General features: G+C 57.0%; 19 protein-coding genes and 1 pseudogene. 13 read left to right on the forward strand and 7 right to left on the reverse strand.

Annotated elements, in window-relative coordinates; all coding sequences use genetic code 11:
- The first annotated feature begins 5 nt into the window (after positions 1-5).
- From ureE to J7416_RS14460, 7 genes are all read left to right on the forward strand, one after another.
- On the forward strand, positions 6-458 hold the full coding sequence (gene ureE, locus J7416_RS14430; RefSeq protein ID WP_209225700.1) for an urease accessory protein UreE: 453 nt from the start codon (positions 6-8) through the stop codon (positions 456-458).
- Positions 442-1,095, forward strand: coding sequence for an urease accessory UreF family protein (locus J7416_RS14435; protein WP_209225701.1), 654 nt, complete (start codon positions 442-444; stop codon positions 1,093-1,095). Before ureE ends, J7416_RS14435 begins: the two co-directional genes overlap by 17 nt.
- On the forward strand, positions 1,092-1,721 hold the full coding sequence (gene ureG / locus J7416_RS14440; RefSeq protein WP_209225703.1) for an urease accessory protein UreG: 630 nt from the start codon (positions 1,092-1,094) through the stop codon (positions 1,719-1,721). The genes J7416_RS14435 and ureG overlap by 4 nt, the downstream gene beginning before the upstream one ends.
- Before the next feature lie 172 nt (positions 1,722-1,893).
- Entirely contained in the window at positions 1,894-3,099 is a 1,206-nt protein-coding gene (locus J7416_RS14445; RefSeq protein ID WP_209225705.1) for a YcaO-like family protein, read from the forward strand.
- Positions 3,096-4,436, forward strand: a complete 1,341-nt coding sequence (locus tag J7416_RS14450) for a TfuA-like protein (RefSeq protein WP_209225706.1) — start codon at positions 3,096-3,098, stop codon at positions 4,434-4,436. The genes J7416_RS14445 and J7416_RS14450 overlap by 4 nt, the downstream gene beginning before the upstream one ends.
- Complete coding sequence (locus tag J7416_RS14455) at positions 4,433-5,731, forward strand: hypothetical protein (protein WP_247744291.1); 1,299 nt, start codon at positions 4,433-4,435, stop codon at positions 5,729-5,731. The genes J7416_RS14450 and J7416_RS14455 overlap by 4 nt, the downstream gene beginning before the upstream one ends.
- A gap of 151 nt (positions 5,732-5,882) precedes the next feature.
- A complete protein-coding gene (locus tag J7416_RS14460) occupies positions 5,883-6,467 on the forward strand; it encodes a pentapeptide repeat-containing protein (protein ID WP_209225708.1) in 585 nt (194 codons plus the stop codon).
- A gap of 53 nt (positions 6,468-6,520) precedes the next feature.
- Here J7416_RS14460 and J7416_RS14465 read toward each other — a convergent pair whose 3' ends face one another.
- From J7416_RS14465 to phnY, 3 genes are all read right to left on the reverse strand, one after another.
- Positions 6,521-8,290, reverse strand: coding sequence for a tetratricopeptide repeat protein (locus tag J7416_RS14465; protein ID WP_209225710.1), 1,770 nt, complete (start codon positions 8,288-8,290; stop codon positions 6,521-6,523).
- A gap of 94 nt (positions 8,291-8,384) precedes the next feature.
- Positions 8,385-9,026 carry a GNAT family protein gene (locus J7416_RS14470; RefSeq protein ID WP_348540276.1) on the reverse strand — a complete coding sequence of 214 codons (642 nt, stop codon included), beginning with the start codon at positions 9,024-9,026 and terminating at the stop codon, positions 8,385-8,387.
- A 227-nt stretch (positions 9,027-9,253) separates the two neighbouring features.
- Entirely contained in the window at positions 9,254-10,702 is a 1,449-nt protein-coding gene (gene phnY, locus J7416_RS14475; RefSeq protein ID WP_209225712.1) for a phosphonoacetaldehyde dehydrogenase, read from the reverse strand.
- A 264-nt stretch (positions 10,703-10,966) separates the two neighbouring features.
- On the opposite strand from phnY, the gene J7416_RS14480 reads away from it, so the two are divergent.
- On the forward strand, positions 10,967-11,647 hold the full coding sequence (locus tag J7416_RS14480; RefSeq protein ID WP_209225714.1) for a GntR family transcriptional regulator: 681 nt from the start codon (positions 10,967-10,969) through the stop codon (positions 11,645-11,647).
- Positions 11,648-12,072: 425 nt separating this feature from the next.
- Here J7416_RS14480 and J7416_RS14485 read toward each other — a convergent pair whose 3' ends face one another.
- From J7416_RS14485 to J7416_RS14500, 3 genes and pseudogenes are all read right to left on the reverse strand, one after another.
- Positions 12,073-13,167 carry a Xaa-Pro peptidase family protein gene (locus J7416_RS14485; protein ID WP_209225716.1) on the reverse strand — a complete coding sequence of 365 codons (1,095 nt, stop codon included), beginning with the start codon at positions 13,165-13,167 and terminating at the stop codon, positions 12,073-12,075.
- 295 nt (positions 13,168-13,462) lie between these two features.
- Positions 13,463-13,753, reverse strand: a pseudogene (locus tag J7416_RS22670) (ABC transporter substrate-binding protein); the annotation flags it as partial.
- Positions 13,754-13,958: 205 nt separating this feature from the next.
- Complete coding sequence (locus J7416_RS14500; protein ID WP_209225722.1) at positions 13,959-14,879, reverse strand: LysR family transcriptional regulator; 921 nt, start codon at positions 14,877-14,879, stop codon at positions 13,959-13,961.
- A gap of 344 nt (positions 14,880-15,223) precedes the next feature.
- On the opposite strand from J7416_RS14500, the gene J7416_RS14505 reads away from it, so the two are divergent.
- Genes J7416_RS14505 through J7416_RS14515 form a run of 3 tightly spaced genes read left to right on the forward strand, consistent with a single transcriptional unit; the run spans position 15,224 to position 22,112 of the window.
- The gene (locus tag J7416_RS14505; RefSeq protein WP_209225724.1) at positions 15,224-18,937 is read left to right on the forward strand and encodes a CHRD domain-containing protein; all 3,714 of its coding nucleotides are present in this window, start codon (positions 15,224-15,226) and stop codon (positions 18,935-18,937) included.
- Positions 18,938-18,996: 59 nt separating this feature from the next.
- Complete coding sequence (locus J7416_RS14510; protein ID WP_209225726.1) at positions 18,997-20,745, forward strand: type I secretion system permease/ATPase; 1,749 nt, start codon at positions 18,997-18,999, stop codon at positions 20,743-20,745.
- Entirely contained in the window at positions 20,742-22,112 is a 1,371-nt protein-coding gene (locus tag J7416_RS14515; protein ID WP_209225728.1) for an HlyD family type I secretion periplasmic adaptor subunit, read from the forward strand. The genes J7416_RS14510 and J7416_RS14515 overlap by 4 nt, the downstream gene beginning before the upstream one ends.
- Positions 22,113-22,178: 66 nt before the next feature.
- On the opposite strand, the gene J7416_RS14520 is transcribed toward J7416_RS14515, so the two are convergent.
- Positions 22,179-22,796 (reverse strand): TetR/AcrR family transcriptional regulator, encoded by a 618-nt coding sequence (locus J7416_RS14520; protein ID WP_209225730.1) that lies wholly within the window; start codon positions 22,794-22,796, stop codon positions 22,179-22,181.
- A gap of 181 nt (positions 22,797-22,977) precedes the next feature.
- On the opposite strand from J7416_RS14520, the gene J7416_RS14525 reads away from it, so the two are divergent.
- Both J7416_RS14525 and fghA read left to right on the forward strand, forming a co-directional pair.
- The gene (locus tag J7416_RS14525) at positions 22,978-23,907 is read left to right on the forward strand and encodes an AEC family transporter (RefSeq protein WP_209225732.1); all 930 of its coding nucleotides are present in this window, start codon (positions 22,978-22,980) and stop codon (positions 23,905-23,907) included.
- A 100-nt stretch (positions 23,908-24,007) separates the two neighbouring features.
- The gene (gene fghA, locus J7416_RS14530; protein ID WP_209225734.1) at positions 24,008-24,841 is read left to right on the forward strand and encodes an S-formylglutathione hydrolase; all 834 of its coding nucleotides are present in this window, start codon (positions 24,008-24,010) and stop codon (positions 24,839-24,841) included.

Below are 24,841 nucleotides of genomic sequence, written 5' to 3' on the forward strand. Positions count from 1 at the left end.
CACCGATGACAACCGCGATCAAAACCGCCCGTATCTATCATGATCACCATCACACGCAGGCTCATGCACAGGTTTCTCTGGACTATGATGGGCGCTTCCTACGCCGCAAGATGCTGGCCACCGACGATGGCGAGGCCTTTCTTGTTGATCTGGCCCAAACCAAGTCTTTGGACCATGGTGGCGTTCTGGTTCTGGAAGACGGCCGCAAAATCGAAATCATCGCAGCACCCGAAGAGTTGCTGGAGGTCCGCGGCGACAATCTGTTGCGTCTGGCTTGGCATATTGGCAACCGCCACACCCCCTGTCAGATTGAGCAGGGCCGCCTTTTGATCCAACGCGACCACGTTATCCGCGACATGCTGCAAAAGCTTGGCGCGGAAGTTGGCGAAGTGGTCGAGCCATTCACACCGGAAGGCGGAGCCTATGGCCACGGAAGGACACATGGCCACACCCACTGACACTGATATCCTGACGCTGACACAGTGGCTGTCCCCGGCTTATCCGGTTGGCGGCTTCGCCTATTCTCACGGCCTTGAGGCCGCAATCGAGGCAGGGACAGTTGTTTCGGCTCCGGACACAAACGCGTGGATCGCGGATGTCCTTGAGAACGGGTCAGGATGGAATGACGCGTTGTTTCTTGCGGCCGCTTTCAGTGCAGAAAACGCAGAGGAGCTGAGCGCGATTGACGCCACTGCGCGGGCTTTTTGCGCCTCGTCTGAACGGCTGATGGAAACCAAGCTGTTGGGGCAGGCTTTTGGCTCTGTAACCGGCGACGTATGGGACTTGGATCTTGACCAGCTGACCTATCCGGTTGCCGTTGGCCGAGCTGCGCGTCTGAAAAGCATTCCGCCAATCCTGACGGCAAAGCTGTTTCTGCAGGCCTTTGCCAGTAACCTTGTCGCATGTGCAACGCGCCTTGTGCCGCTAGGCCAAACCGATGGGCAAAAGCTGATACGCGATCTTACCCCTGTCTGCGGTCGCATTGCGGAACAGGCGCAGCACGTGGGTCTGGAAGAGCTCAGCTCAACCGCATTTCTGTCAGACATTACGTCTATGACCCACGAAACACAATATTCGAGGATTTTTCGGACATGACCAACATGAATGGCCCTTTGCGCGTTGGAATCGGCGGCCCAGTGGGTGCGGGCAAGACCACTCTGACTGCAGCCTTGGCAGAAGTTCTGCGCGATGTCTGTTCGGTCGGTGTCATTACCAACGACATCTACACCCAGGAAGACGCCGAAGCGCTGATGCGAATGCAGATCCTGCCCCAAAACAGGATTATTGGCGTGGAAACTGGCGGCTGCCCACACACTGCGATCCGGGAGGATGCGTCGATCAACCTTGCGGCAGTCGCAGAAATGCAGGCGCGGCACCCGGATCTGGATGTTGTCCTGATCGAAAGCGGTGGCGACAACCTATCTGCCACATTCAGCCCGGAATTGGCGGACCTGACCATCTATGTCATCGATGTCGCCGCCGGCGAAGAGATACCGCGCAAAGGTGGGCCGGCGATCACCAAATCCGACATCCTGATCATCAACAAAACCGACCTGGCTCCGCATGTCGGCGCGTCACTGGATGTCATGCAACGCGACGCCGAACGCATGCGCAAAGGACGGCCGTTTCTATTCTGCGCGCTTCGCCACAGAAAGGGCATTGACGCAATTGTCGAACATCTGGTGCAGATCGGAGGGTTGAGAACCTCTGAGCAAGTTTAGGGCTGTGGCAGCACAGCAATATTTCGTGCGCAAAGCGCCTGGCGGAACGCATTAGGATAAAACCCGGCAAGAATCCACTTGAGGTTGACCTGTCGGGGTTCATCCACCAATCTGATTTCACATTGTTTATTTTTGTGCCTCGCGGCACGTTTGTTTGCGTAAAGTCGATGGCATGACCGACGATTCAACAAAGAGTTACGTGCATGATACCCACCGCTTGCGCGAACCGGCGCACACGCTGAGTATCGTGCAACCCTATCTTCGAGACATGGGAATTACCCGGATTGCCAATCTGACGGGCCTGGATCGGATCGGATTACCCACGGTGATGGTCTCTCGGCCAAATTCCCGGTCGGTTGCGGTGTCCCTTGGCAAAGGTCTTTCGTTGCAAGCCGCCCAAGCGTCAGGCGTGATGGAGGCGGTTGAGGCCTGGCATGCGGAACGGGTGCGATTGCCGCAACGCCTGGCCCGATATACGGACCTGGGCAACGATGCGGCGGTTGTGGATGTGGATCGCCTGCCGCGTGTAACAGGGGCTCAGTTCGATCCACACGGCACAATGCTCTGGGTCGAAGGGCACGAGCTGAACGCTAAACGCGCGTGTTGGGTTCCGCTTGAGATGGTCGACACGGACTACACCGCACCACCAATTGGCGGCCAACGGGCGTTCCCCAGAACGACAAACGGCCTGGCATCGGGCAACAGTTTGAACGAGGCCAGCTGCCACGCCATTTGCGAATTGATCGAGCGGGACGCGACGACCCTATGGTCCCACAAAGCCGCCGCAAAAAGGGTCGATCCGACCACCATAGACGATCCGCGATGCCAAGCAGCCATCGAAATGATCACGACCGCCAGTTTGGAGGTTGGGATTTGGAACACGACTTCTGACATCGGGATCGCCAGTTTTCGCTGCGTGATCTGCGAGTCCGGAGGGCAACCAGGTCATATCGGTGTCGGAGACGGTTGCCACCCAGATCGCGCCATCGCCTTGCTGCGCGCAGTTACCGAGGCGGCGCAGACGCGGCTGACCTACATCTCGGGTGCGCGGGATGACCTGGACCCGGCGGAATTTACAGACCAGGCTCAAACCGAACGGGGCCAGTACGTCCGTGATCTGATTGACCAAGCCGAACCGGCAGATCGGTTTCAGGACTGTCCCACCTTCTCGACCCAGTCATTCGATGACGACCTTGCGCTTTTGCTCAACAAACTGAACGGTGCGGGGCTCACACAGGTGGTGATCGTGGATTTGTCGCGGGACGAATACGATCTTGCTGTGGTGCGGGCCATCATTCCCGGCCTCGAAGCGCCGCATGACGACACCGATTATGTTCCCGGCAGCAGAGCCTTGCGGATCAGGGGTGAGGTCGCATGACAGCCTTTGTTTTTGTTGGCCCTACCCTGCCCTCTGACGACGTCACAGCAGCTTTGGACGCCACAATTCTGCCCCCTGTTCAGCAAGGCGATGTATATCGAGTCGCGCGGGAAAAGCCGGCAGCGATCGGGATCATAGACGGATACTTCGACGGCGTTCCATCCGTCTGGCACAAAGAAATCCTTTGGGCAATGGAGCAAGATATTCCCGTCTTCGGCAGCGCCAGCATGGGTGCACTACGCGCAGCAGAGCTGGCTGACTTCGGTATGATCGGCGTTGGCGGTATCTTCCAAGACTATCTGAATGGCACCTTACATGACGATGACGAGGTCGCGGTTCTGCACAGCCCGGCAGAGCTTGGATTCCAACCGCTTAGTACGCCAATGGTCTCGATCCGAGCGACCGTCAAACATGCTGAAAACACTGGTGTTCTACCGCCAGAAAGCGCCGCTGAGGTCCTGAAACACGCAAAGGCGCGGCATTACCGGGAACGCACGTGGAAAGACATCGGCCAAGCGCTGGAGGACCTGCCCGGACTCGCGGCGTTTATTGAATGGCTGCCGCAGGGGCAAATCGACGCCAAGGCAGATGACGCGCGCGAGATGCTTGCGCGAATGTCGGATCACTTATCGCGCCCGCGCCAGGCACAAGGGTCAGCGATGCGCACCGAACGGACTTTGATGTGGAGACAACTCTGTGATCGCGTAGACAATCGCGAGGGCCAAAACCATGCTGTCATCGATGAACTCAGACTAAACCCCGAACTTTATGCAGACATGCGCATCCGCGCCGTGCTCAGCCTCATCGCCGAAGAAGAAGCTGTCGCGCAAGATCAACAGCCCGATCGTGATACCCTGATCCGACACATGGCTGACCACAGAACCCGCGCCGGGCTGTCGCACAAAGCACACTTGCTGGAATGGCTGGAAGCCAATGATCTGAACCTTGCAAGCTATGAGGATATTCTGACGGATTCCGCCCGCGTCGAAGCAATCCTTGCATCGCGTTCCGGCCAGTTGAACGGGCCGTTGCTGGCCGAACTAAAGCGCACAGACCTTTATGCCAAACTCAGGGATCGAGCTCATGCCAAGGCCAAAGTTGAGAAAGCACGTCGATCCGGGGCAGACCAGCTCAGGATTGTTTTGTGGTACTTTGAGACCCGTCTGGGACAGCAAATCCCGGAAAATCTGGATGCCTACGCAGTTTCAATAGGTTTACCCGGCCGTGAGGCACTTTGTGACTTGATTGAGACCGAGTTCCTGTACTGCCAAACTGAGGCCAACGCGTCCCTTGCCCAAGATCAGACGACGCCTGCGCAGGAAGGGGAAGTTGAATGATGAACACACCCGAAAACATGGAACACGAGGAACCGGGCACGCGGTTCTTGCTGTATCCGCAATCTCCGTTTCTCGAACCGGGCGTGCAGCCAGAACTTGTCGAGATCTCGGCCCCGCAGGGAAGTATCGGCCCTGGCCCCTCGGGGCCGCGCATGTACACCGTCAATCCGGTTGGAAAAACCACGCCCTATGGCGCTATCGTACCGGGCCCCGGTGGCCCCGGCATGTATCTGCCGCCTTGGGATGGGTACATTCAGCCCCCTGCCATGCCAGATGAGTTGGGGAACTTCTTTCATATCGCGCCCGATGATCCGTCATTCGAGGCCGCTCATCTGTTCGGGTCGGCTCATTTCACCATGGATGTCTGGCAAGGGTATTTCGACCGCCCGATCCCCTGGCATTTCGCGCGTGACTTTGACCGGTTAGAGCTTTCTCTGCTTCCCAGCCTGGACAACGCTCATATCGGTTGGGGGTTTCTTGAAACCGGCGGCACGCATGAACATGGCGATGAATACCGTCCCTACAGTCTGAACTTTGATGTCGTTGCTCATGAGATTGGTCATGCCATCATTTACAGCGTGATCGGTATGCCTTCGGACGGGGACGCCGGCGGAGAGTACTACGGCTTTCACGAATCCGCCGCCGATATGGTCGCGCTGTTGGCCTCTTTGCATTTTGGCTCGGTCGTCGATGCGCTGCTCGAGAATACGCGGGGCAACCTCTATACCTTCAACCGCCTGAACCGCTTTGCGGAATTGTCGGAAAACGCCCAAATCCGCGTTGCCGCGAATACCCGATCCCTGTCAGAGTTTGCCGCCGGATGGTCCAGCGAACATGACCTGTCCGAACCATTGACCGGCGCGATGTTCGACATTTTCGTGGACATCTATCACGAACGGCTGCTGGTTCATGGCCTGATTTCGCCAGAAGAAGAGGACCTGTCAGATCAGCTGGAAGACTCACCGGATTACAGCACCATGATGCAGGGGATTTTCGACGCGCGTTACGCAGAAAACCCTGACGGTTTCCGGATCGCCTTGCTTGAGGCGCGCGATTTTCTGGGCACTTATCTGGCCGACACGTGGGAGCGGCTGGATGCCGATATGCTCAGCTATTTCGGTGTGGAAAAAGCCCTGCTGACAGTCGACCAGGAAATCACGGGTGGAGCCTTTCGCAACATCATCGAAGGCAACTTCCGCATGCGCGATATTGGCCTGACAACCGCCGGTCCTCGCCTGCCCGACGCGGACGAAGACAGCCATTCAAATTCAGTCCGGACGCAAGTGCCAGGTTGAGGCGCAAAGTCCTTTATTTTTAAACGGTTTTATGGCATGCAATCTGGGGGTGATTTTTGGAATTCATTTGCTCGAGTTTCTAGGTCGAGTTTGATTTGAGGGGGAGATGAGGAAGCTGGCTTCGTCGATCCCGTAATTGGGAGAGAATGTTATGTCTGAATCCTTGCTCAGTTTTTCAGAAGTGTTGATTTATGGCCGTGTACTAGAAGATTTGGAATACAATCGTATTCCTTCCAAAGCCAGAGGCGACAACAAACATCTGGATCAACAATTCGGCGTGGCCAAGGACGCAAAGGGCAAGAAGGGGCCACGCTTCGCCAAGATTTATGCCTTCGCGTTTGAGGGCACGTATTATGACCTGCCCGAGCCGGTAATTTTTCTCGTACATGACGAAGGGGACGAGGTCGCCAAGCCTAATGTACCTGCCGACAACGCCTCTCGTGCACCCAAGGAACCGGGCATTGGTGGCGTAGCGGCAGCTGATTACCAGATGGCCGACGATATTCGGGTCTGGCGCTATGACAAAGCCGATCAAACCATGCGTATGGATGTAATGACCGGGCAGTTCGAACAAGTCCTGTTGGACATCTATTTCGGCTTCGACAGCCCGGCGATCAGCGGTGCGAAGGTCTCAGGCGCCAAGGTCAGTGGCGCGAAAGTCTCTGGAGCCAAGGTCAGCGGTGCAAAAGTAAGTGGCGCAAAAGTCAGCGGAGCAAAAGTGCGCGGCGGCGATTGAACCCAGCTTGCACAAGGTTCTTTAGGGGCACCCGCCATGGTGCCCCTTTTCTGTTAGAACCCAGCCTTTTTCAGACCTTCGACAAAGTGCTGGGTATCCTCTTCTAACCGATCCGGCTGAATGGTCGCCCACCTCTCTAACGAAAAGTTCGGATGCGCTTCGCGGTGCTTTTCTCGGATCAGGCCGGCCATGTCCGTTTTACCCAGCTGAGCATAGCTGGCTGCCAGCATGCGCTGCCCTTCGGTCGGGTTATTCATCTTGTTGACGGTCTCGATCACGTCATCATAGCGTCTGAGATTGTAATACGCCCCGCCCAGATGCCACAAATATTGATCCGGGAAATACGGGTTCAAGCGCATCGCCTGTTGAAGGTGTGTAATCGCCGTTTCGTTGTCACCGGAATGTGCAAGCGCGTCAGCGTAGTCCGAATGCATATCCGCATCGTTGGGGTTCAGGGCCAGCGCCCTTTCATAAGACTGAATCGCTGCGTCATGCTCTTTGCGGTACAGATGCACATAGCCCAACTCGCCGAAGCCCCGCGCGTCGGTCGGGTCAAGCTCAATCGCCCGCTGTGCCAGTGTCAGCGCTTTGTCTAACGCTTGCGACGGATCTTCGGCCCAGGAATAACGCCAGTCGATGTTCAAGGTCCGGGAAAGGGCCGCAGCGGCGCGGGCATACCTTTCATCCCGTTCAAGGGCGGATTGGTAAAAGTTCTGCGCTTTGCGATTGTCGTTGCGCGTGTACTTGAAGATATGATGCTGGCCTTGCAAAACCGAGCCGTAGGCTTCGAGGTCGGCTGGAATGGACTGGATCATCCGTTGTTTTTCGTGCGACTCGATCATCACGGCCGTTGCGGCAACGATGCATTCTGTAACCTCATCCAGAATGTCGAAAATATCGTCAATCTTGCGATCAAACCGCTCGCCCCAAATGGTGCGTTCTGTACTGGCATCGACAAGTTCAGCAGAGATGCGAATGCGACTGGCGGAACGCCTTACGCTTCCCCGCGCAACATAGCGCACATTCAGTTTCTGGGCGGCCTCTTTCGGAGGCATCGCCTGGGTTCTGAAGAAAAACGACGAATTCCGAGCGATGACGAACAAGTTCCGGAACTTGGACAGGTTCATAATGATGTCGTCGGTCAGGCCTTCGGCGATCCAGCTGTCGGATTCATCGCCGCCGCTGCTGCTGAAGGGCAAGATCGCCACCGACGGGGTATCTGGGCGTTCTAGAATATCCCCCTGAACATCCGGGCGCATCGTTCCGGCCATGGTTGCGCCGGCCACTTCGCTGCGCACGCAATAGATCGATACGGGGTTCAGAATGTTCTTGAGCTGTTTTGGCCCCAGAAACTCGTATCCGTACCGCAGCCGGTTGCAAACCTGATCATAGACGGCGGAACTGACATAGAGCCGTTCCGGCTCGGCGATCTCTTGAAGCCGAGCTGCGATATTGACGTTGTCACCGTGAATTCCGCGTTCATCGATCAGAATCTCGCCCAAATGGACCCCGGCCCGGAATTTGATTCGCTGATCCTGTGCCCGTGTTTTGTTGTGGTCACTTGCGATCTGGTGCAGTTCGACGCCAAATTCTACCGCGCTGGTGGCGGTTTCGAACAGTGCCAATATCCCGTCGCCACGGACCTCAACCACACGTCCTTGGTACTTTGCACATGATGTTTCCAGTAAAGAAATAAGTGATTTCAAAGTGTTGTATGTATCCAGCTCATTTTCACTCATGAGCCGCGAGTATCCGACGACATCCGCGAACAAGACTGCGCCCAGCCTTTGGGTGATCGGAAAGTTGGGAACAGTGGTATTCACAAGCAATGCTCTTTTTTCGGACTCAAGTCGGAACCGTCTTCAACATATAACAAAAATTGCTTTTGACGACCGAGACCCTTGTAACCTAATTTCATCAATTGTCTGCGATCTTTGGCGGCCATGACCACGCGGCACAATCGGTTGGGCCTAGGGAGACAACCGTTTTTGCGTCCAGCTCCTGCCCCAACACCTCACGATGCGCCATCCAATCATCCCGCAGGATACCCACGACGACCATGTCGTGAAACTGTCCTTCGGCGAACCAGGCTTGCCGCATTGTCCCTTCGATCTGGCATCCAATTTTAGCTACCAGATCCCGGCTGTGGTGATTATCCAAACGGTAATACGACGTTATCCTGTTCAGCCCCAATTGCCGGAACGCAAGGTCCAGCAGCAGAGCGGCTGCCCGAATTCCCACCCCGGATCTGCGAACAGCTTTGTCGACAAAGACTGCAACCACAGCGTCTCGGTTGATACTGGAAATCGAGTCAAGACCGGCCAACCCGACCACTTGACCAGCGCTGGATTCCACCACAAACCAACACTGCCGACTGGCATCGGGCGCTGCAAACGCGTCTTTCCACCATTCCTCTGCATGGGCCTGATTAAGTGGCACGCGCGTGGTTCGGTCAAACCTCGCAAGGTCTTCCACATCCTGAAACCAAGGAAGGACCGCGTCCAAATCGGACCGTTCCATCGGACGCAGCTTATACGTGCTTTTTGTGTTGCCGGTCACTTGAAATGCTACCTTTGAAAGAAATCGCTAAAATCTGCCCGGACCCTAGCACAAAAATCCCGAAATTACGAAATGAGATTACGTCCTGTCCGACAAACAAAACGACTGCTCCTCAAACAACGGTGCTCTGCCACAACGGGCGCCTCTCTCACGGTTGGCACGTGGGCCAGATGTTTTGGGCTGTGCCCTGGGCTGCTTTAAATGCCTCTGTGGGCTGGCCCGGCCTGCTACTCGGGCCAAGGAAGCGAATAGGTTTTGACGTTAGTGAAGAACTTCATCGCTTCGATCACGCCCTCTTTGACGCCATTCCCGCTGTCCTTGATGCCTCCAAACGGGGACATTTCAATCCTGTAACCGGGCTGTTCCCAGATGTTGCAGGTTCCAACCTTCAGCCCATTGATGAATGCAATCGCACGGTTCAGATCGTTTGTGCATACGCCAGCCGACAGCCCAAATGCAGTACCGTTTGAGATCGCAATGACCTGCGCATCGTCATCCGGCACCCGCACGATTGGCACGATGGGACCAAAAGTCTCTTCCATTACTAACTCGCTGTCATGGGGCACCTTGTCGACGACGATGGGGGGCAACAAGGCGCCTTTTCGACCGGGATGATACAGAACCTCTGCGCCCTCTTCAGTCGCCATCAGAACACGCTTTTCGAACAATTCGGCGGCTTGATCATGTATGACGCAACCCAGTTGCGTTTCTGGGTCCTGTGGGTCTCCGAACCGAATTTCCCTGGCTTTCTCTAGAACACGTGGAACGAATACGTCCGCCACACTGTCCTGCACCAAAATGCGCTTGATCGCAGTGCAGCGTTGACCCGAATTGCCGGTGGCCCCGGCCACGGCAATTGTGGCGGCTTTGTCCAGATCGGCGTCGCTCAGGTCGTTTAGCACGATCAGAGGGTCATTGCCCCCCAGCTCCAGGGCCTGGCGTTTGTATCCCGCTTTTGAGGCGATCATCTTGCCGACCGGCACCCCACCGGTGAAAGTTATGATGTCGATATGCTCATTGGTGATCATCTCATCCCCAATGTCCTGTGGCCAGCCGGTGACAACCTGGAACATCTCGGGTGGCAGCCCGGCCTCGTACAGGATATCGGCCAACGTCAACGCGGTCAGCGGCGTCAGTTCGGTCGGCTTGCAAACCATGCAGTTGTTTGTTGCGATCGCAGGCGCAATCTTGTGCGCGACCATGTTGAGAGGATGGTTGAAAGGTGTGATTGCGCTGATGGCGGTCACGGGCTCGCGCTTGGTGAAGATCTTTCGCGCCTTGCCATTGTGTGTCAGATCGCAGGAGAAGACCTCGCCATCATCTTTCAGGGCCTCGGCCGCCGCGAACTGAAACACGTCTTGCGCGCGCTTGGTTTCATAGATCGAATGTTGATAGCAAATGCCAAGCTCCAATGTCAGCCATTTCGCAAGATACTCGCGCCTGTCACCAATCAACGCACCTGCACGCCGCAAAATCTCGCTACGGTCATATCGGGTCAGGCTGGACGTATAGTTCGCCGCGATTTCGAAGGCTTTGCGTGCGTGTTCGGCGTGACCAGCGGGGACCGTGCCAACAATCTCATTAGTGTATGGGTAGTGAACCGGGACAGTGGCATCGGTAAAGACGATCTTGCCGCCGATGCGCATGCCTTCGTTGCGGATGTCGGATGTGTTCATGTTACGGTCCGTGGTTTCCTGGTCGGGCGGGTATGCCAAGCCCAGATGACAGTTTTACAAAACTATCCGGTTTGGCGAAGTCCAGAGCAAGTTCTTGTATCAGTCCAGAGGCAGGTGCTGTAGAACGCGCATGATTTATCTTGTCACCTCTGCCCTGCTTCAGGTTCGAAACCTCTCAAAGTTGCGAATGAATCCAACACACTTGGAAATCCGAGTTTCATTTTGTATTTTGGATACAAGTTTTCACCGACCGAGACCACTCATATGCCAAGAACACGCGCGATAGCACGTCAAAGCCTGCCAGATGTCATCACAGATGACCTGCGTGAACGCATTCTGAGCGGCGAGATGGCCGAAGGCGAAACTATCCGGCAAGAGGCTCTGGCCGAGGAGTATGATGTCTCGCGCATGCCAATCCGCGAAGCGCTCAAACGGTTGGACGCCGAAGGGCTGGTTCAACTGACAAACAATCGCGGTGCATCGGTCACCTCGCATTCCCTTTCCGAGATCGGAGAGATCTTTGACCTGCGAGTGCTTTTGGAAGTCGACGTCTTCAGACGCGCGATCCCTCAAATGACCGAAGCGGATTTTGCGACCTGCGAGCGGCTGCTGAATGACATGGAAACGTCGTACGAAGCATATGACGTCGGCCGCTGGGGCAGTTTGAATTATGAATATCACAAGGCCCTGTACGCGGCTGCTGATCGTGGGCTGACCAATGAAATCCTGCAAAGGGTCAATCTGCAGTCCGACCGATATGTCCGCATGCATCTGAGCGTGATGGAACAGCGCGAACCGGCCAAAAAAGACCACCGTCAGCTATTGTTGCTCGCCCGCAAGAGGCAGGTTGAGACCGCATGTGACCTGCTGACCAAACATATTCAGCGCACCAAAGACGAGTTGCTGGAAATGGTTGTCAAAACACGTGGCGGCGAAACCAGCTGAAGCCTCTGTTGGCCCAGAGGATGCAGGAACGCGACCTTGTGATCTGTTCCGCTCAGTTCTGGCGGGGCCGCGACAGGCTTTCGTTGCTAGCCAGCACCGTTGCGCAAAAGCACACCCATTGCAGATATTCATCGGTGAGGGCAGCCCACCAGAAGCGAAGACATCAGCGCCGGATCAAAAACTTGCCTCGGTTCACCGCAGCGACAACGCCGCCGGCAGTCCCAAACGGGCTTATTGGTGACAGAGTTCTCACCCAGCTCGCCGTGCAACGCACCGAACAGACAATCCCAAAATTGCTGCAGCACGGGTTTGTTGAAACCCAGCTTTTCGCCCATTTCCTGCTAGCGGTTTTCCGATCATACCGCGTTCACCGGCCATCACGATAATCGGATCACCCGGCCGAACTCGGATGAACATGAAAGGCATCAGCGACCTATGAGTGTCAGGTCTTTGGGAAAGCTGGTCAGCGAGCGGCAACCGTCTTCGGTTACCAGAACATCATCTTCGATCCGAACGCCGAAATTGCCCAAGTCATAGAGACCCGGTTCATTTGTCCAAACCATGCCAGCGCGCATGATCTGATCGTTCCCACGCATAATATACGGCGCTTCGTGCACGTCACGGCCCAGCCCGTGCCCTGTCTTGGTACGGATGCGGTCGGCATATGGCGATACTTCGAGAACTCCGGTCACAGCGTCGTCGATATCATGGGCGGTCACGCCCGGTCGGCAAGCTTCAAAACCAGCCAGATTGGCGCGCAGAACCGTGTCGTAGACCGCCCTGCCCTCATCCGACACCTCCTGAACGAAAAAGGTCCGCGTGATGTCAGCGGCAAACCCATGTTTGCGCGCACCAAAGTCGAACAGAAGTGCGTCGCCCGGCTTGATCTGATAATCCGCCCGCGCCTTGCCATGTGGTCGCGCCGAGTTGTCCCCGGCCGCAACGATGGGCGAAAAGGCCAGTGAGGCCGCACCTTCGGAAAAAAGCGCCTGAACCAGCGCCTGCTCGATCTGTTTTTCCGTTTGACCGACGCGCACATCTGCAATGACACGTTCCAGAGCGCGTTCCGAAGCATCGATGGCCGCTTGCAGGGCGGCAATATCGTCGTCCGTCTTGACTATGCGCAGGCCCGAGATTTCGCGCTCACCGTCCACGATGCGCAGATCTGGCATGGCGCGGGTAAAGGCCTTGGACACAAAGACCCGCATCACCTGCCCCTCAACGGCCAGGGATTTTAGCGGCATATGCTCGGCCATGGCAGCGAATGCACCGTCATATCCGGTCTGATCCAGCCAATCGAAAACCGCGCCATCGAAGCCGACCAGATCCCATGATCCCAGTTCCAGATTAGGCACAATTGCTGCCGGGTCGCCCTGCGCCGGGATCACGACCACAAAGGGACGCTCGTGGCTCATGAAGGGTTTTCCCAATGCGCGGGTGAAATTCGGGCCGGGCACCAGTGCCACGGCGTCTACTGACATCTCATTTGCCAGCTGACGGTACTCGGACAAATTCGGCATGTGCGCCGGCCTCCTAAATTGGATAATCGGAGCCGCCAATTGGGGCAGCTCCGATCAGTGAGTGGTGTTCAGTTTGACGCTTGCGCCGCAGAAAACATGGCCGCCCATGGGACGAACCTTGTAGCCCTGCACCTCGTTGCACAGCGGCATGTAGACAGCCGAATGCCCTCTGTGCCTGTTCATACTTCCTGGCCTCAAGGATCAGGTCTTCGCTCGGCTGGTGGCGCCATTGTAACCGGTTTGACGCTTTGCGACCGTTACCGTCCCGCAGAGCTGCACCGTCTCTGTTCAGATCATTCGAATGGAACTTAACGCCCTGATGCAGGTTTAATGGGTATTCCAAACCGTCATCGCTGGCTTCAACGCTTTCCACCAGACCCGGGATCACATTGGTCATGTCGGCCTCAAACTAATGCAGTCGGTTATAGATCGGGCGCGACAAGGCATCAAAGGTGGTCCCGGCTGTAAACAGTGCCGGGTCGAACCCTTCGGGTGAACCTTCAGAACAACACACCAATGTGCTGGCTTGAGCGGCCGCGCCGGACAGGGCGCCCACCGTAGTTGCCGCAGAAAATCCAAGCTTCATGATTGTCTCCCAAAAAAGTGTTTTTGTTCTGCTTTACCGTCGTTTCTAATTTGCCAAGCAATTTCAGACGACTCTCATCGTCGCGAGATAAGTGCTATTTGTATCCAAAATACAAAATCCATTGTCAACGCAATTCGATATCAAACATGCCCGGCCACGAAGAACACTCGCTGGCCGGGCATGTTTTCAGCAGGATTGAGAGGGGCTACGCCGTGAAGGTTGGCGTCACACCGACCGGAGGGCGGTCCAGAATGTAAGCGCCAATGCGGTCCAAAACCGGGCGTCTTGGGCATCCTGGCCGGGTCGCAGCGCCCAGGTTCCGCAGATTTCCCGGCCCTTCGAACGGTACAAAGTACAACGGCCATTGATCCCGTTTGAATTGTTCGGCGGCCAGAGCGGACACGATAGTGCAGTCATCAGAGTGGCAGATATGGCGGCAGATCGTCTCAAATCGCAAGGCACTCAGGTCAAATCTCTTGGCGACCCGAATTTTGGGGTCTGCCTTGGGCAAACGAGGTTCAAGCTCATAGCCGAAGCTGTGGGGCAACCGAATGAAATCGTGCGGCGGCACATCCTCGGCAGCGATCGAATCCAAGGTACACAGCGGATGATCATGGCGCATTGCCAAATACAACGGCTCGCTCCAAATCGATGTGAAGGTCAGAGCGTTGCTGTTGTTGATCTTGGCGACCAATGCCATGTCCAACTGATGATCTTCGACCAATTGCAACATGTTCTGCGGAAGATCTTCGATCATGGTCACGCGCATACGTGGAAAAACATCGTTGAACAGTTCTGAGAAATACTGCGTTAAATACGGCGCAAGTGTCGGCGTCATACCAATCCGATAAGGGACCGCCTCGGGGTCGCGAAACTGAGTGGCGGAGTCGCGTATCTTTTGCGCGTCTGACAGGATGGATTCAGCTATACCCAGGATGCTTTGGCCAAACGCGGTCGGGCGCACTTCGTTGTTCAGCCGCAGGAACAGCTCGACACCCAACTCCTGTTCCAACTTCTTGATCTGGTTAGACAGCGCAGGCTGCGAAACGTTGCACGCAACTGCTGCCTGACTGAACTTACCATGCTTTGCAATGGCAAGCACGTACTCCAAATCTCTGAAATTCATCCGCTCAATCTCTCTGCGGTCATACAAAAACGGCGCGTGACCGTCCCTTTGTCTACCGCAAAGTGGGGAAAGGTGCATGAAATACTGATCAACTCCGCTGACAAAACTGTTAACCAGCGCTTTTGAATAGAACCCCATTCGGGGCAAGAACGGCGTAACTCATTGAATAGTAACAAGTGAGCTTCCCGGACTCTCACGGAAAACGTGATTATTTGTATTGGTTATACGGCCAATTTGCAGGATGAATTTCAGCTGACACGGGGTGCCGTCTACCCCTTTGCTACGTGGAATGTCCGAAAAACCGGGCGGACCGCCAAACGTAACAATTTTTGACGGAGTACCCCATGCTGTCCCAAATGCTGACAAGCCTGCGCGCCCGCCTCTTGACCACGTCTACGATGGCGCAAGAGACCAACCGCGACGGCCAGACCCTTTTCAACAACTTCTTTCAAAGTACCGTTGTCGATGACACTCCGGCCTTTGTTCTGGCAAATGACTTCTCGCGTCTGCTGAACTTCGGCGAGATCATCACCAACAACGCTGTCGCTGCCGTTCAGGCGCAGGGTCAAGATGTTGACGTGTTCAACTTCCGCTCGGGCCGGATCGAGGCGAACAACGGCCCCGACGCGCTGGCCACCGGCGTTCAGGTCACCGGCAGCGCCCAGGTTCGCAACTTTGGCGAGATCGCGGGCGAGTTCAACGGCGTTCAGTTTGCAGGCGCTCAAAGCTCGGGCGGTCTGGACAACTTCCGCGGTGGCGTGATCAGCTCGGACAGCCGTGCCGTGGATATTCAGGGCCAGGGCATTGATGTGCGCAACTTTGGCGACATCATCGGTACCGGTGATCAGCGCAATGGCACAATCTACACCAACAGCACTGCCGAAGATGTCTCGATCTCGAACTTTTCGGGTGGCACAATTGACGCTGGCGCAGGCAATCAAGGCGCAGGCATCTCGCTGCAGGTTGGCGATGAGGTCGGCGATCGCGTGGAAACCGAAATTTTCAACGGTCTCGGCGCAACGATCCAAGGCCGTGGCCAAGGCGCGGCCAATACCGGGCTGGCCGGCGACGGTATCCGCATCGACGATGGTGCCGAAGGTGCAACGCTGGAAACCGAGATCGTCAACAGCGGCCTGATCTCGACCGAAAGCAACCAGGGCACAGCCGCCGGTATCCGCATCGCGGATGGCGTAAACGCCGAAGGCAACATCCTGAACAACGCAACCGGCGTGATCGAAGGCCCGCGCAATGGTCTGTATATCGGTGAAGGCGAACATGATCTGGATGTGCTGAACTTTGGCACCATCCAATCTGGCAGTCGCGCCGTGAACATCGATGGCTCGGGCGTCGACCTGATCAACGGCGGCGACATTCTGGGCACCGGTGACCAGCGCAACGGCACCGTTTATGCCGATGGTACAGCGGATGATTTCTCGGTCCGCAACCTGGACAATGGCACAATCGATGCGGGCGAGCACAATCAGGGCTCGGGTTTCGCAGCTGAAATCGGTGGGGCCGCTGACGGCGCCAACACCTTCTCGCTGGAAAACGATGGTCTGATCCAGGGTCGCGGTAACGGCGCAGCAGGCACTGGTCTGGCCGGAGACGGTATCCGCATCGGAAACCCCGGCAACGAAGGCGTTGCTGAGGTGAACATCACCAACCGCGGCGAGGTGACCTCGGAAGGCGCCAACGGTACTGTTGCCGGCGTGCGTTTTGTGGACGGGGTCAGCTTCCAAGGCGAATTCATCAACTCCGGCACGGTCTCGGGTGTCCAAAACGGTGTTTACTTTGGCAATGGCGATCACACCGGCGGTTCGTTTAACAACATTGGCAACGTGTCCTCTGACAGTCGCGCTCTGAACATTGATGGTATCGGGCTATCCGTTGAAAATACGGGCACCATTGTCGGTACCGACGATCAGCGCAACGGGACAGTCTATGCCGATGGTACGGCGGATGAATTCTCGGTTACCAACGAAGGTCTGATCGACGCCGGTGAAGGCAATCAGGGTTCCGGATTTGGCGTGGAAATTGGTGGTGCAACAGATGGTGCCAACACCTTCACGCTGGAAAACTTCGGGAGCATCACTGGGCGCGGGAACGCTGGTGCGGCAACGCCGCTTGCCGGTGATGGCATTCGTATCGGTAACGTTGGCAACACCGGCACGACTGACGCGACCATCCTGAATACCGGAAGCACTACCTCTAGCGGAGCCAATGGCACAGTTGCCGGCGTTCGGGTCGTCAATGGCGTGAACTTCCAGGGTACGCTGGAGAACCAGGGCGTCATTTCCGGTGTCCAGAACGGTGTGTATTTTGGTACCGGTGATCACTCTAGTGGGTCCTTTGTGAACTCTGGCGTCGTCGAATCGGGCAGCCGCGCGCTGAACATTGATGGCGATGGCCTTGATGTCACCAACGCTGGCCAGATTATCGGTACAGGTAATCAGCGCAACGGTGCGGTCTATGCCGATAGCACTGCCGACAACTATACCTTCACCAACACTGGCACTGTCAGCGTCGATGAAGGCAGCAACGGTTCCGCCGTATCGCTGCAAACCGGTGATGTTGATGGCGATGTCGTCTCGGCGGCCATCATCAACGAAGGAACTTTCCAGGGTAACGGCGACGCTACCGAAGGAAACCAGGTCGGCGACGGTCTGCGCCTGTTCACAGGTCAGAACGACGCGTCCTTTGCCGGAGTTGTCATCAACGAAGGCCTGATTGCCGGGTCCGAACAATCGGACGCTGCAGCCGGTATTCGTGTCGATGGTGGTCTGAACCTGCTGGGTGCGATCCTGAACGAAGGCGAAATCCGCGGCACGGTCAATGCGATTGATGCATCGGACTCCGGTGACGTTACCATCGTCAACGACGACGAAGGCGTGATCAACGGCAACGTCCTGCTGGGCGATGGCGATGACATCTTCGTCGATCTGGGTGTCACCAATGGCGACATCGACGGTGGTGCAGGTGATGACGTTCTGATCGCAGGCGATGCTGACAATGTTTTGACCGGCGGTCTGGGCAATGACTTCATCGATGGCGGAGAAGGCGTCGATACCGCCGATTTCTCGGATCTGGATGTCGCGATCGAGGTCCGTCTGGACGCCAATGGCAACGGCACCGCCACGCGCGATGCAGGCTTCAATGTCTCGATCGTGGATGCGGCTATTGTGGCCCCGGACCAGTTTGGTGCGAATATCCCGGATGGAGGCTGGTTTGTAGAAGAGGCCGTTCAGGGCAATCTGTACTACAACATTCACACCTCCGACTTCCCTGCCGGGGAAATTCGCGGGCAATTGCTGGTCGATAGCGATGTAACCGAAAACGGCATCCGCACAGTTTCGCTGAGCGGCGGTCTGGATGCAGCGCAAGAGCCTGGGCCGACTTCGGACAGCGAAGCCACTGGCGACGCGACCGTTGTCATCACTCAAAACCTGACAACTGGCGAAGTCACCTACTCGAGCGATCTGAGCGTTGTGGGTCTGAACGAAGCCGACCTGAACACGCCGATCCCAGGTGTTGTCTCGGCGATCCATCTGCACAATGCACCAGCGGGCGCAAACGGCCCGGTCGTGCAGGACACGCTGGTGGACGCAGGCGCGACGCTGGATGTTGACGCAACGGGCGGCACCGGTGTTGTCGGGCAGGACGTGATCGACAATCAGATTGAAACCGACGTACTGGTCTCGATCGAGAACGTCATCGGCTCTGACGATGGTGACGTGATTGTCGGCAGCTCTCAGGACAACGTTCTGAACGGCGCGGATGGCGACGACCTGCTGAACGGTGGGGGCGGCGATGACGTCCTGATCGGTGGCGAAGGCGCGGACACCTTCGTGTTCGAGGGCATCTTCAACGATGACACCATTTCGGACTTTGAAGCTGGCGTTGACAGAATTCAGGTCAATGATCTGGGTCCTGACTTCACCGGTCCTCTGAACCCGGTTCAGGATGGTGCGGATGCCGTGCTCAGCTTCGGTGACGCAGGCTCGATCCGTCTGACCGGCGTCGATGTCGCTGATCTGAACGAAACTGACTTCGTCGTCTAACTGACCAACGGCGGGGCGGCTTATGCCGCCCCGTTTGTCCAACCGGAAAGGGTTCCCCGATGTTCCAGAAAGCCAATCCCGTGAAATCCGCCTGGGGGTCGCTGCGCAAAGGATTTGTGGCAGTCGCCTTCTTTAGCCTGTTTCTCAACCTTCTGATGCTGGCCGGACCACTATATATGCTGCAGGTCTATGACCGCGTGCTGACCAGCCAGAATGTCGAGACCCTGATTGCCCTCTCTGCTTTGCTAGCCGGTGTTTTCGTCGTTATCGCGTGTCTCGACCTGATGCGCATGCGCATCCTGGGCCGTCTGGCCGCTCGATTTGAGCTGAGCGTCGGCACACCCGTTCTGAGTGCCGCCATGCGACGCCGTGTTCATGGCGATACCAAGGCGGGTGACAACCTCGTCGAAGATGTGAATGGCTTTCGCGAGTTTATCTCGGGCACAACCCTGACCGCATTTTTCGACGCGCCGTGGATACCGATCTATTTGCTGGTGCTTTATGTTCTGCACCCCTATCTGGGCCTGCTTGGTTTGGCCGGTGCGGTTTTGCTGACAGTCATGGCATTGATCAACAATGCCCGCGCCCGGACGCCGATGCAGTCGGCCTCGCAAGCGCGCGGGCGCTCGGACGCATTGTTCAATACCAGCGACAAGAATGCTGAACTTGTCCATGCGCTTGGTATGAAATCTGATCTCTTGCGCCGCTGGACCTCGCTGCAAACCGAGGCGCATCAACACAAAACTCGCGCAGCAGACCGAGTGGCCAGTTTCTCGGTCATTTCCAAAACCGTCCGCATGGGTTTGCAATCCGCCATTCTGGGTCTTGGCGCTGCCTTGGCCATAACCGGAGAATCCACGGCTGGCGTGATGATTGCCGCCACCATCGTGCTCGCCCGTGCGCTGGCCCCTATTGACCAATTGATTGGCCAGTGGCGCAGCTTTCTGGCAGCGCGCGGATCTTACACAAAACTCTCCAAACTGACCGACGAATTCGCAGATACTACGCCAAACCTTCATCTGCCGCGCGCGTTCAAATCCCTGGACGTCAAGATCGCGCAGGCCGGACCTCCGCGCGCGATCAACGCATCAATCCGTCAGATCGACTTTGGTCTCGTGGCCGGGGACGTGCTGGCCATTATCGGCCACAGCGGCTCGGGCAAAAGCACGCTGGGCAAAATGCTTGCTGGCATTTGGCACCCGCAACGGGGCGAAGTATTGCTGGACGGAAGCCCGATGTCGAAATGGAACGACGAGGACCTTGGAAAGCAGATCGGTTACCTGCCACAGGATGTCGAGCTGTTTGACGGCACAATCCGCGAAAACATCGGTCGGTTCTCGGTTGCCATCGACGATGCCGAAGTGTTGCGCGCCGCGCGCGAGGCCGGAGTGCATGAAATGATCAGCGCCCTGCCCGATGGGTATGAGACCCGGATTGGGCGCGGTTTCTTTCTGTCGGGCGGTCAACGCCAAGGGTTGGCTCTGGCCCGGGCGCTATATGGCGATCCGTTTGTGCTGATCCTGGACGAGCCGAATTCTGATCTGGATGCTAAGGGTGAACAGGCGCTGCGCGATGCGATTACAGCGGCTCAGGCCCGCGGCGCAATCGCCATCGTCATGACCCACCGTCCGGCAACACTTCAGGCCGCCAACAAGGTGATGGTCCTGCGCAATGGCGCCCAGACCCAGTTTGGCGACAAAGAGGACGTTCTGCGAGTCAATCGCCGGAACGTTCTGGACAATCCGACACAACCCGGGGCGAAAACGCGTCCTGCCTCTGCACCTCAGATCACCGGAGCAGCCCAATGACACAGTTGATACAACGCCAGCACAATCAGACCGCACTTTCCCTGGACGACAAGTTTTTTGTGGACGGCGCCACGAAGCCTCCGGGGATCAAAGGCTATGTCCTGTTCGGACTGTTCGCCCTGACGGCCTTTGTCGGAGGCAGCATCTACTGGGCCTTTGCGTCGAAACTGGATGGGGCGGTGGTCGCGCCAGCCTCGTTCGTAGTGGAAGGCGATCGCAAGACGGTAGAACATCTGGACGGCGGTATCATCGACACGATCCTCGTGACTGATGGGGCATTCGTAAACGCAGGCCAGCCTCTCGTGCAGTTGGACAGCACCGAAATAGACGTTGAACTGAGTGTTCTGGGCAGCCAGCTGGGCGAGCTGTCCGTGCGCCGGGCGCGTTTGCTGGCGCAAATCAGCGGCAGCCAACAGTTTGATGAACCGACCGCCTTGGCCGAGTTCAGCGATGGGATGGATCGGCTGCACTGGTTGTCGCCTTATCTGACGCAAAAACAGTTGTTTGACGCAGAAGCCCGCGCCCGACAGACCGAAGCCCAGATCAACGCTCAGCGTATCTCGGGCTTGCGCAACCAGATCGCGGGTTTGAATGAACAGCGCCGCGCGGCCCAGAACCAGGTCGACATCACACAGGTCGAACTGTCGAACCTACGATCCCTCCTGGACAAAGGCTTGGTGGCCGCCACACGCGTCAGCGCGCGTCAGATTGAGCTGGAGCGTCTGGGCGGCGTCGACGCGTCCCTGCGCACCCAGATCGCGCAGGCCGAAGATCAGATTCAGGAACTGCAGCTATCCCTGCTCAGCCAACAAAAGCTGCGCGATGAAGTAATCGCGGGCGAACTTGCTATCGTGGACGCGCAGCTTGATCTGATCCGCTCGCAATATTCCGGGGCGGCAGAGCGGCTGAAACGAACGCGGGTTCTGGCCCCGGCCAGCGGTCGTGTCGTAAACCTTGCCATATCGACAACGGGTGGTGTCATTCGCCCAGGCGAAGCGATCATGGATATCGTCCCCGCAAATCAGGCTCTGATCGTCGAGGCGCGGATCAAAACCGGCGATATCGATAAGCTGCAGATCGGGCAATCCACGCGTATTCGGCTGTCAGCCTTCGCTCAGGCCGACGTGCCCGAGGCAAGTGGGCAGATATTCGACATCTCGGCCGACGCATTGGAGGACGAGCGCACCGGCGAAGCATACTACAAAGCGCGAGTAAAGCTGGATACCGATCAACCCGTCGAAGTCGCCGCTTTGGAATTGGTTCCCGGTATGCCTGCAGATCTGTTCGTGAATACCGGTGAACGCGCCGTGATCAGCTATCTGTCGCAACCAATCAGCGACCGGCTGGCAAAAACCTTTATCGAGTAAACTGTTGATCCCGCACCCGGTATGCCGGGTGCGGGTTGTTTCGGGCACTACGTCAAGGCGATTGGCTCAGACGCCGTAACGAGCCATGAACATTTCAACGGCTTGCAGAGCGATTTCGTCGACCTCGGCCTTCGAAAAGCTCTTTTGAACTCCGATGGCTGCACGTGTCCAGATCCGAACCTTGCACAACTCACTGAATTGCTCGGCCGCCAATTGAAGGTCGTCGATGGCAAGCTCGCCTTTGGTGACCGCTTTTTCCAGATACTCGACCATTTTCCGCTGACCGTTCTGGGGCCCGGCCTCAAAAAATGTCTGGCCCAGCTCAGGGAACCTGTCGCGTTCGGCAATGCAGATGCGGAACATCTGCTGTGAAAAATCCGAGACAAGAAAGGCCGTCAGTTCCTTGGCAGCAATTGTCAGAACTTCGCGGGCCGGCTTGCTGTCGTCCACCATGGCCACGACGTTTTCAGCCATCCGCTTACATTCGACCTGCGCAACTTCCATGAATAACAGGCGCTTGTCCGGAAAATAGCTGTAGAGCGTTGCCTTTGACACCCCGGCGGTTCGCGCGATGTCGTCTACGCTTGCACCTTCAAAACCATCCGCCATGAAAACCTCTCGGGCTCCGCGCAGGACCTGGTCAAATTTTCGGCCTGTACGCAGGATGACGGCGGCTTCGGTCATGGGCTCTCCTTAGATCATATGGGTGTCGAATGTATAAACCGTTCAGTTCAGATACAACGATTCGCACAGTTTCAGGGTCAGAGGCAAATGATTAGGCCACGCGAAAGGGTTTAAGGCCGCAATGTAATCCCCTGGGCGGACAATGCTTGCAGCTTGCAAAATCCGTGATACGAAGTTCCCCATGGTCGATATCTTCCTGCGCACGCTGCCCTTTTTCGCGATCATCGGCCTGGGGTATTGGGCCGGTCGCAGCCGGTTCTTCTCGGAAGAGGCGACGGCCTATCTGACGAAATTCGTTTTCTATTTCGCCCTGTCGGCCATGCTGTTTCGCTTTGCCGCCACCCTGCCCTTTGCCGAGATTTTCAATGCACGGCTTGTTCTGGGGTACCTGATCGGCACTGCCGCCGTTTACAGCCTGGCCACGCTGGTTGCATGGATACGGCGGCTTGATATCCCAACCGCCGCGGTCGAGGCGCAATGCGCGGCGATCGGAAATGTCGGGTTTTTGGGGCTGCCAATGCTGGCGCTGTTGTTTACCGAAGCCGCTATCGGGCCGGTCATGCTGGTTCTGACCGTTGATCTGGTCGTGTTCTCGTCATTGATCGTCATTCTGATCAACGGCGGGCGTGATGGGCGACTGACCCCGGCAACCTTTCGCCTGATCGGGATCGGGTTGCTCAAGAACCCGATGATCGTTTCGATTTCAGCGGGTCTGCTCTGGTCCGCCTTTCAAATCCCCGTACCCGCACCACTGAACGACTTCCTGACCATTCTGGGCGGCGCGGCCACGCCCGGTGCCCTGTTCGCTATCGGAGCGTCGTTGGCCAGCAAATCCGCCGAGCGCGTACACATCGCGGGTTGGCTCAGTTTCTGCAAACTGGTCATTCACCCCGCCTGCGTCGCAATCGTCCTTCTGTGGATTCTACCCGTCGCGGCCTTTCCCGCATCCGTGGCCATCGCCGCCGCAGCGCTGCCAGTGGCGGGCAATGTCTATATGCTGGCCGCGCATTACGGTGTCGCACCTCACAGAGCATCCGCCGCGATCCTGCTGTCCACGGCAGTCAGTATTCTGACGGTGCCTTTGGTGATCGCCTGGGTCGGAACCCCCTGACGCTGCACTTGTAAAAATGGCGTGCGGCAGGCACTCAGGCTTTACGTATCGTCCTTGTGGCTATAGCCATGGCGCAACCCTAACGTAAGGACAAAACCAGATGGAAACCCTTTCGGAAAATGCATGTTTCGGAGGCGTCCAAGGCGTCTACCGCCACGCGTCGGCTGCATGCCAGTGCGACATGACCTTTGGTCTGTTCCTGCCAGCCGAAGCCAAGGACGGCCCGGTCCCGGTCCTGTGGTATCTGTCGGGCCTGACCTGCACCCATGAAAACGCGATGACAAAGGCGGGCGCGCAGGCCTGGGCAGCCGAGCAAGGCATCGCCGTCGTGTTCCCGGATACCTCTCCACGCGGCGAAGGTGTTGCCGACCACGAAGACTATGACCTGGGTCAGGGTGCCGGATTCTACGTGAACGCGACTCAGACACCCTGGGCCCCACATTTCAATATGTGGGACTATGTGGCCGAAGAGCTTCCTGCCTTTCTGCTCGAAAACTTCCCAATCGACGGCGATCGTCAAGCCATCACGGGTCACTCGATGGGCGGCCACGGTGCGTTGACGCTGGCCATGAACCTGCCGAGTCGCTTCCGCTCGGTGTCAGCCTTTGCGCCGATCTCGAACCCGACGGGCGCAGATTGGGGCCGCAAGCAACTGAGCGCTTATCTGGGCGATGATCAGTCCGCTTGGGCCAAACATGACGCATCGCTGATGATGAAGGAAACCGGTTTTGACGGTCCTGTTCTGATTGACACGGGTGCCAACGACCAATTCATCCACCTGCTACGCCCCGAAACATTGGCGCAGGCGATTGCTGAACGTCGCCAGCAGGCAATCTTCCGTCTGCAGCCCGGCTATGATCATTCATATTTCTTTGTGTCGACCTTCATGGAAGACCACATCACATTCCACGCCGAGGCGCTGTACGGAGACTGA

This window comes from Ruegeria sp. R14_0, from assembly GCF_017743975.1.
Classification (GTDB): Bacteria; Pseudomonadota; Alphaproteobacteria; order Rhodobacterales; family Rhodobacteraceae; genus Ruegeria.

Bases quoted from the DNA above. Each gene is read 5' to 3' on its own strand.
- J7416_RS14505 (WP_209225724.1), top strand. From the start codon at position 15,224: ATGCTGTCCCAAATGCTGACAAGCCTGCGCGCCCGCCTCTTGACCACG.
- ureE (WP_209225700.1), top strand. From the start codon at position 6: ATGACAACCGCGATCAAAACCGCCCGTATCTATCATGATCACCATCAC.
- J7416_RS14460 (WP_209225708.1), top strand. From the start codon at position 5,883: ATGTCTGAATCCTTGCTCAGTTTTTCAGAAGTGTTGATTTATGGCCGT.
- ureG (WP_209225703.1), top strand. From the start codon at position 1,092: ATGACCAACATGAATGGCCCTTTGCGCGTTGGAATCGGCGGCCCAGTG.
- fghA (WP_209225734.1), top strand. From the start codon at position 24,008: ATGGAAACCCTTTCGGAAAATGCATGTTTCGGAGGCGTCCAAGGCGTC.
- J7416_RS14485 (WP_209225716.1), bottom strand. From the start codon at position 13,167: ATGCCGAATTTGTCCGAGTACCGTCAGCTGGCAAATGAGATGTCAGTA.
- J7416_RS14500 (WP_209225722.1), bottom strand. From the start codon at position 14,879: ATGAATTTCAGAGATTTGGAGTACGTGCTTGCCATTGCAAAGCATGGT.
- J7416_RS14435 (WP_209225701.1), top strand. From the start codon at position 442: ATGGCCACACCCACTGACACTGATATCCTGACGCTGACACAGTGGCTG.
- J7416_RS14520 (WP_209225730.1), bottom strand. From the start codon at position 22,796: ATGACCGAAGCCGCCGTCATCCTGCGTACAGGCCGAAAATTTGACCAG.
- J7416_RS14480 (WP_209225714.1), top strand. From the start codon at position 10,967: ATGCCAAGAACACGCGCGATAGCACGTCAAAGCCTGCCAGATGTCATC.
- J7416_RS14515 (WP_209225728.1), top strand. From the start codon at position 20,742: ATGACACAGTTGATACAACGCCAGCACAATCAGACCGCACTTTCCCTG.
- J7416_RS14455 (WP_247744291.1), top strand. From the start codon at position 4,433: ATGATGAACACACCCGAAAACATGGAACACGAGGAACCGGGCACGCGG.
- phnY (WP_209225712.1), bottom strand. From the start codon at position 10,702: ATGAACACATCCGACATCCGCAACGAAGGCATGCGCATCGGCGGCAAG.
- J7416_RS14510 (WP_209225726.1), top strand. From the start codon at position 18,997: ATGTTCCAGAAAGCCAATCCCGTGAAATCCGCCTGGGGGTCGCTGCGC.
- J7416_RS14445 (WP_209225705.1), top strand. From the start codon at position 1,894: ATGACCGACGATTCAACAAAGAGTTACGTGCATGATACCCACCGCTTG.
- J7416_RS14450 (WP_209225706.1), top strand. From the start codon at position 3,096: ATGACAGCCTTTGTTTTTGTTGGCCCTACCCTGCCCTCTGACGACGTC.
- J7416_RS14525 (WP_209225732.1), top strand. From the start codon at position 22,978: ATGGTCGATATCTTCCTGCGCACGCTGCCCTTTTTCGCGATCATCGGC.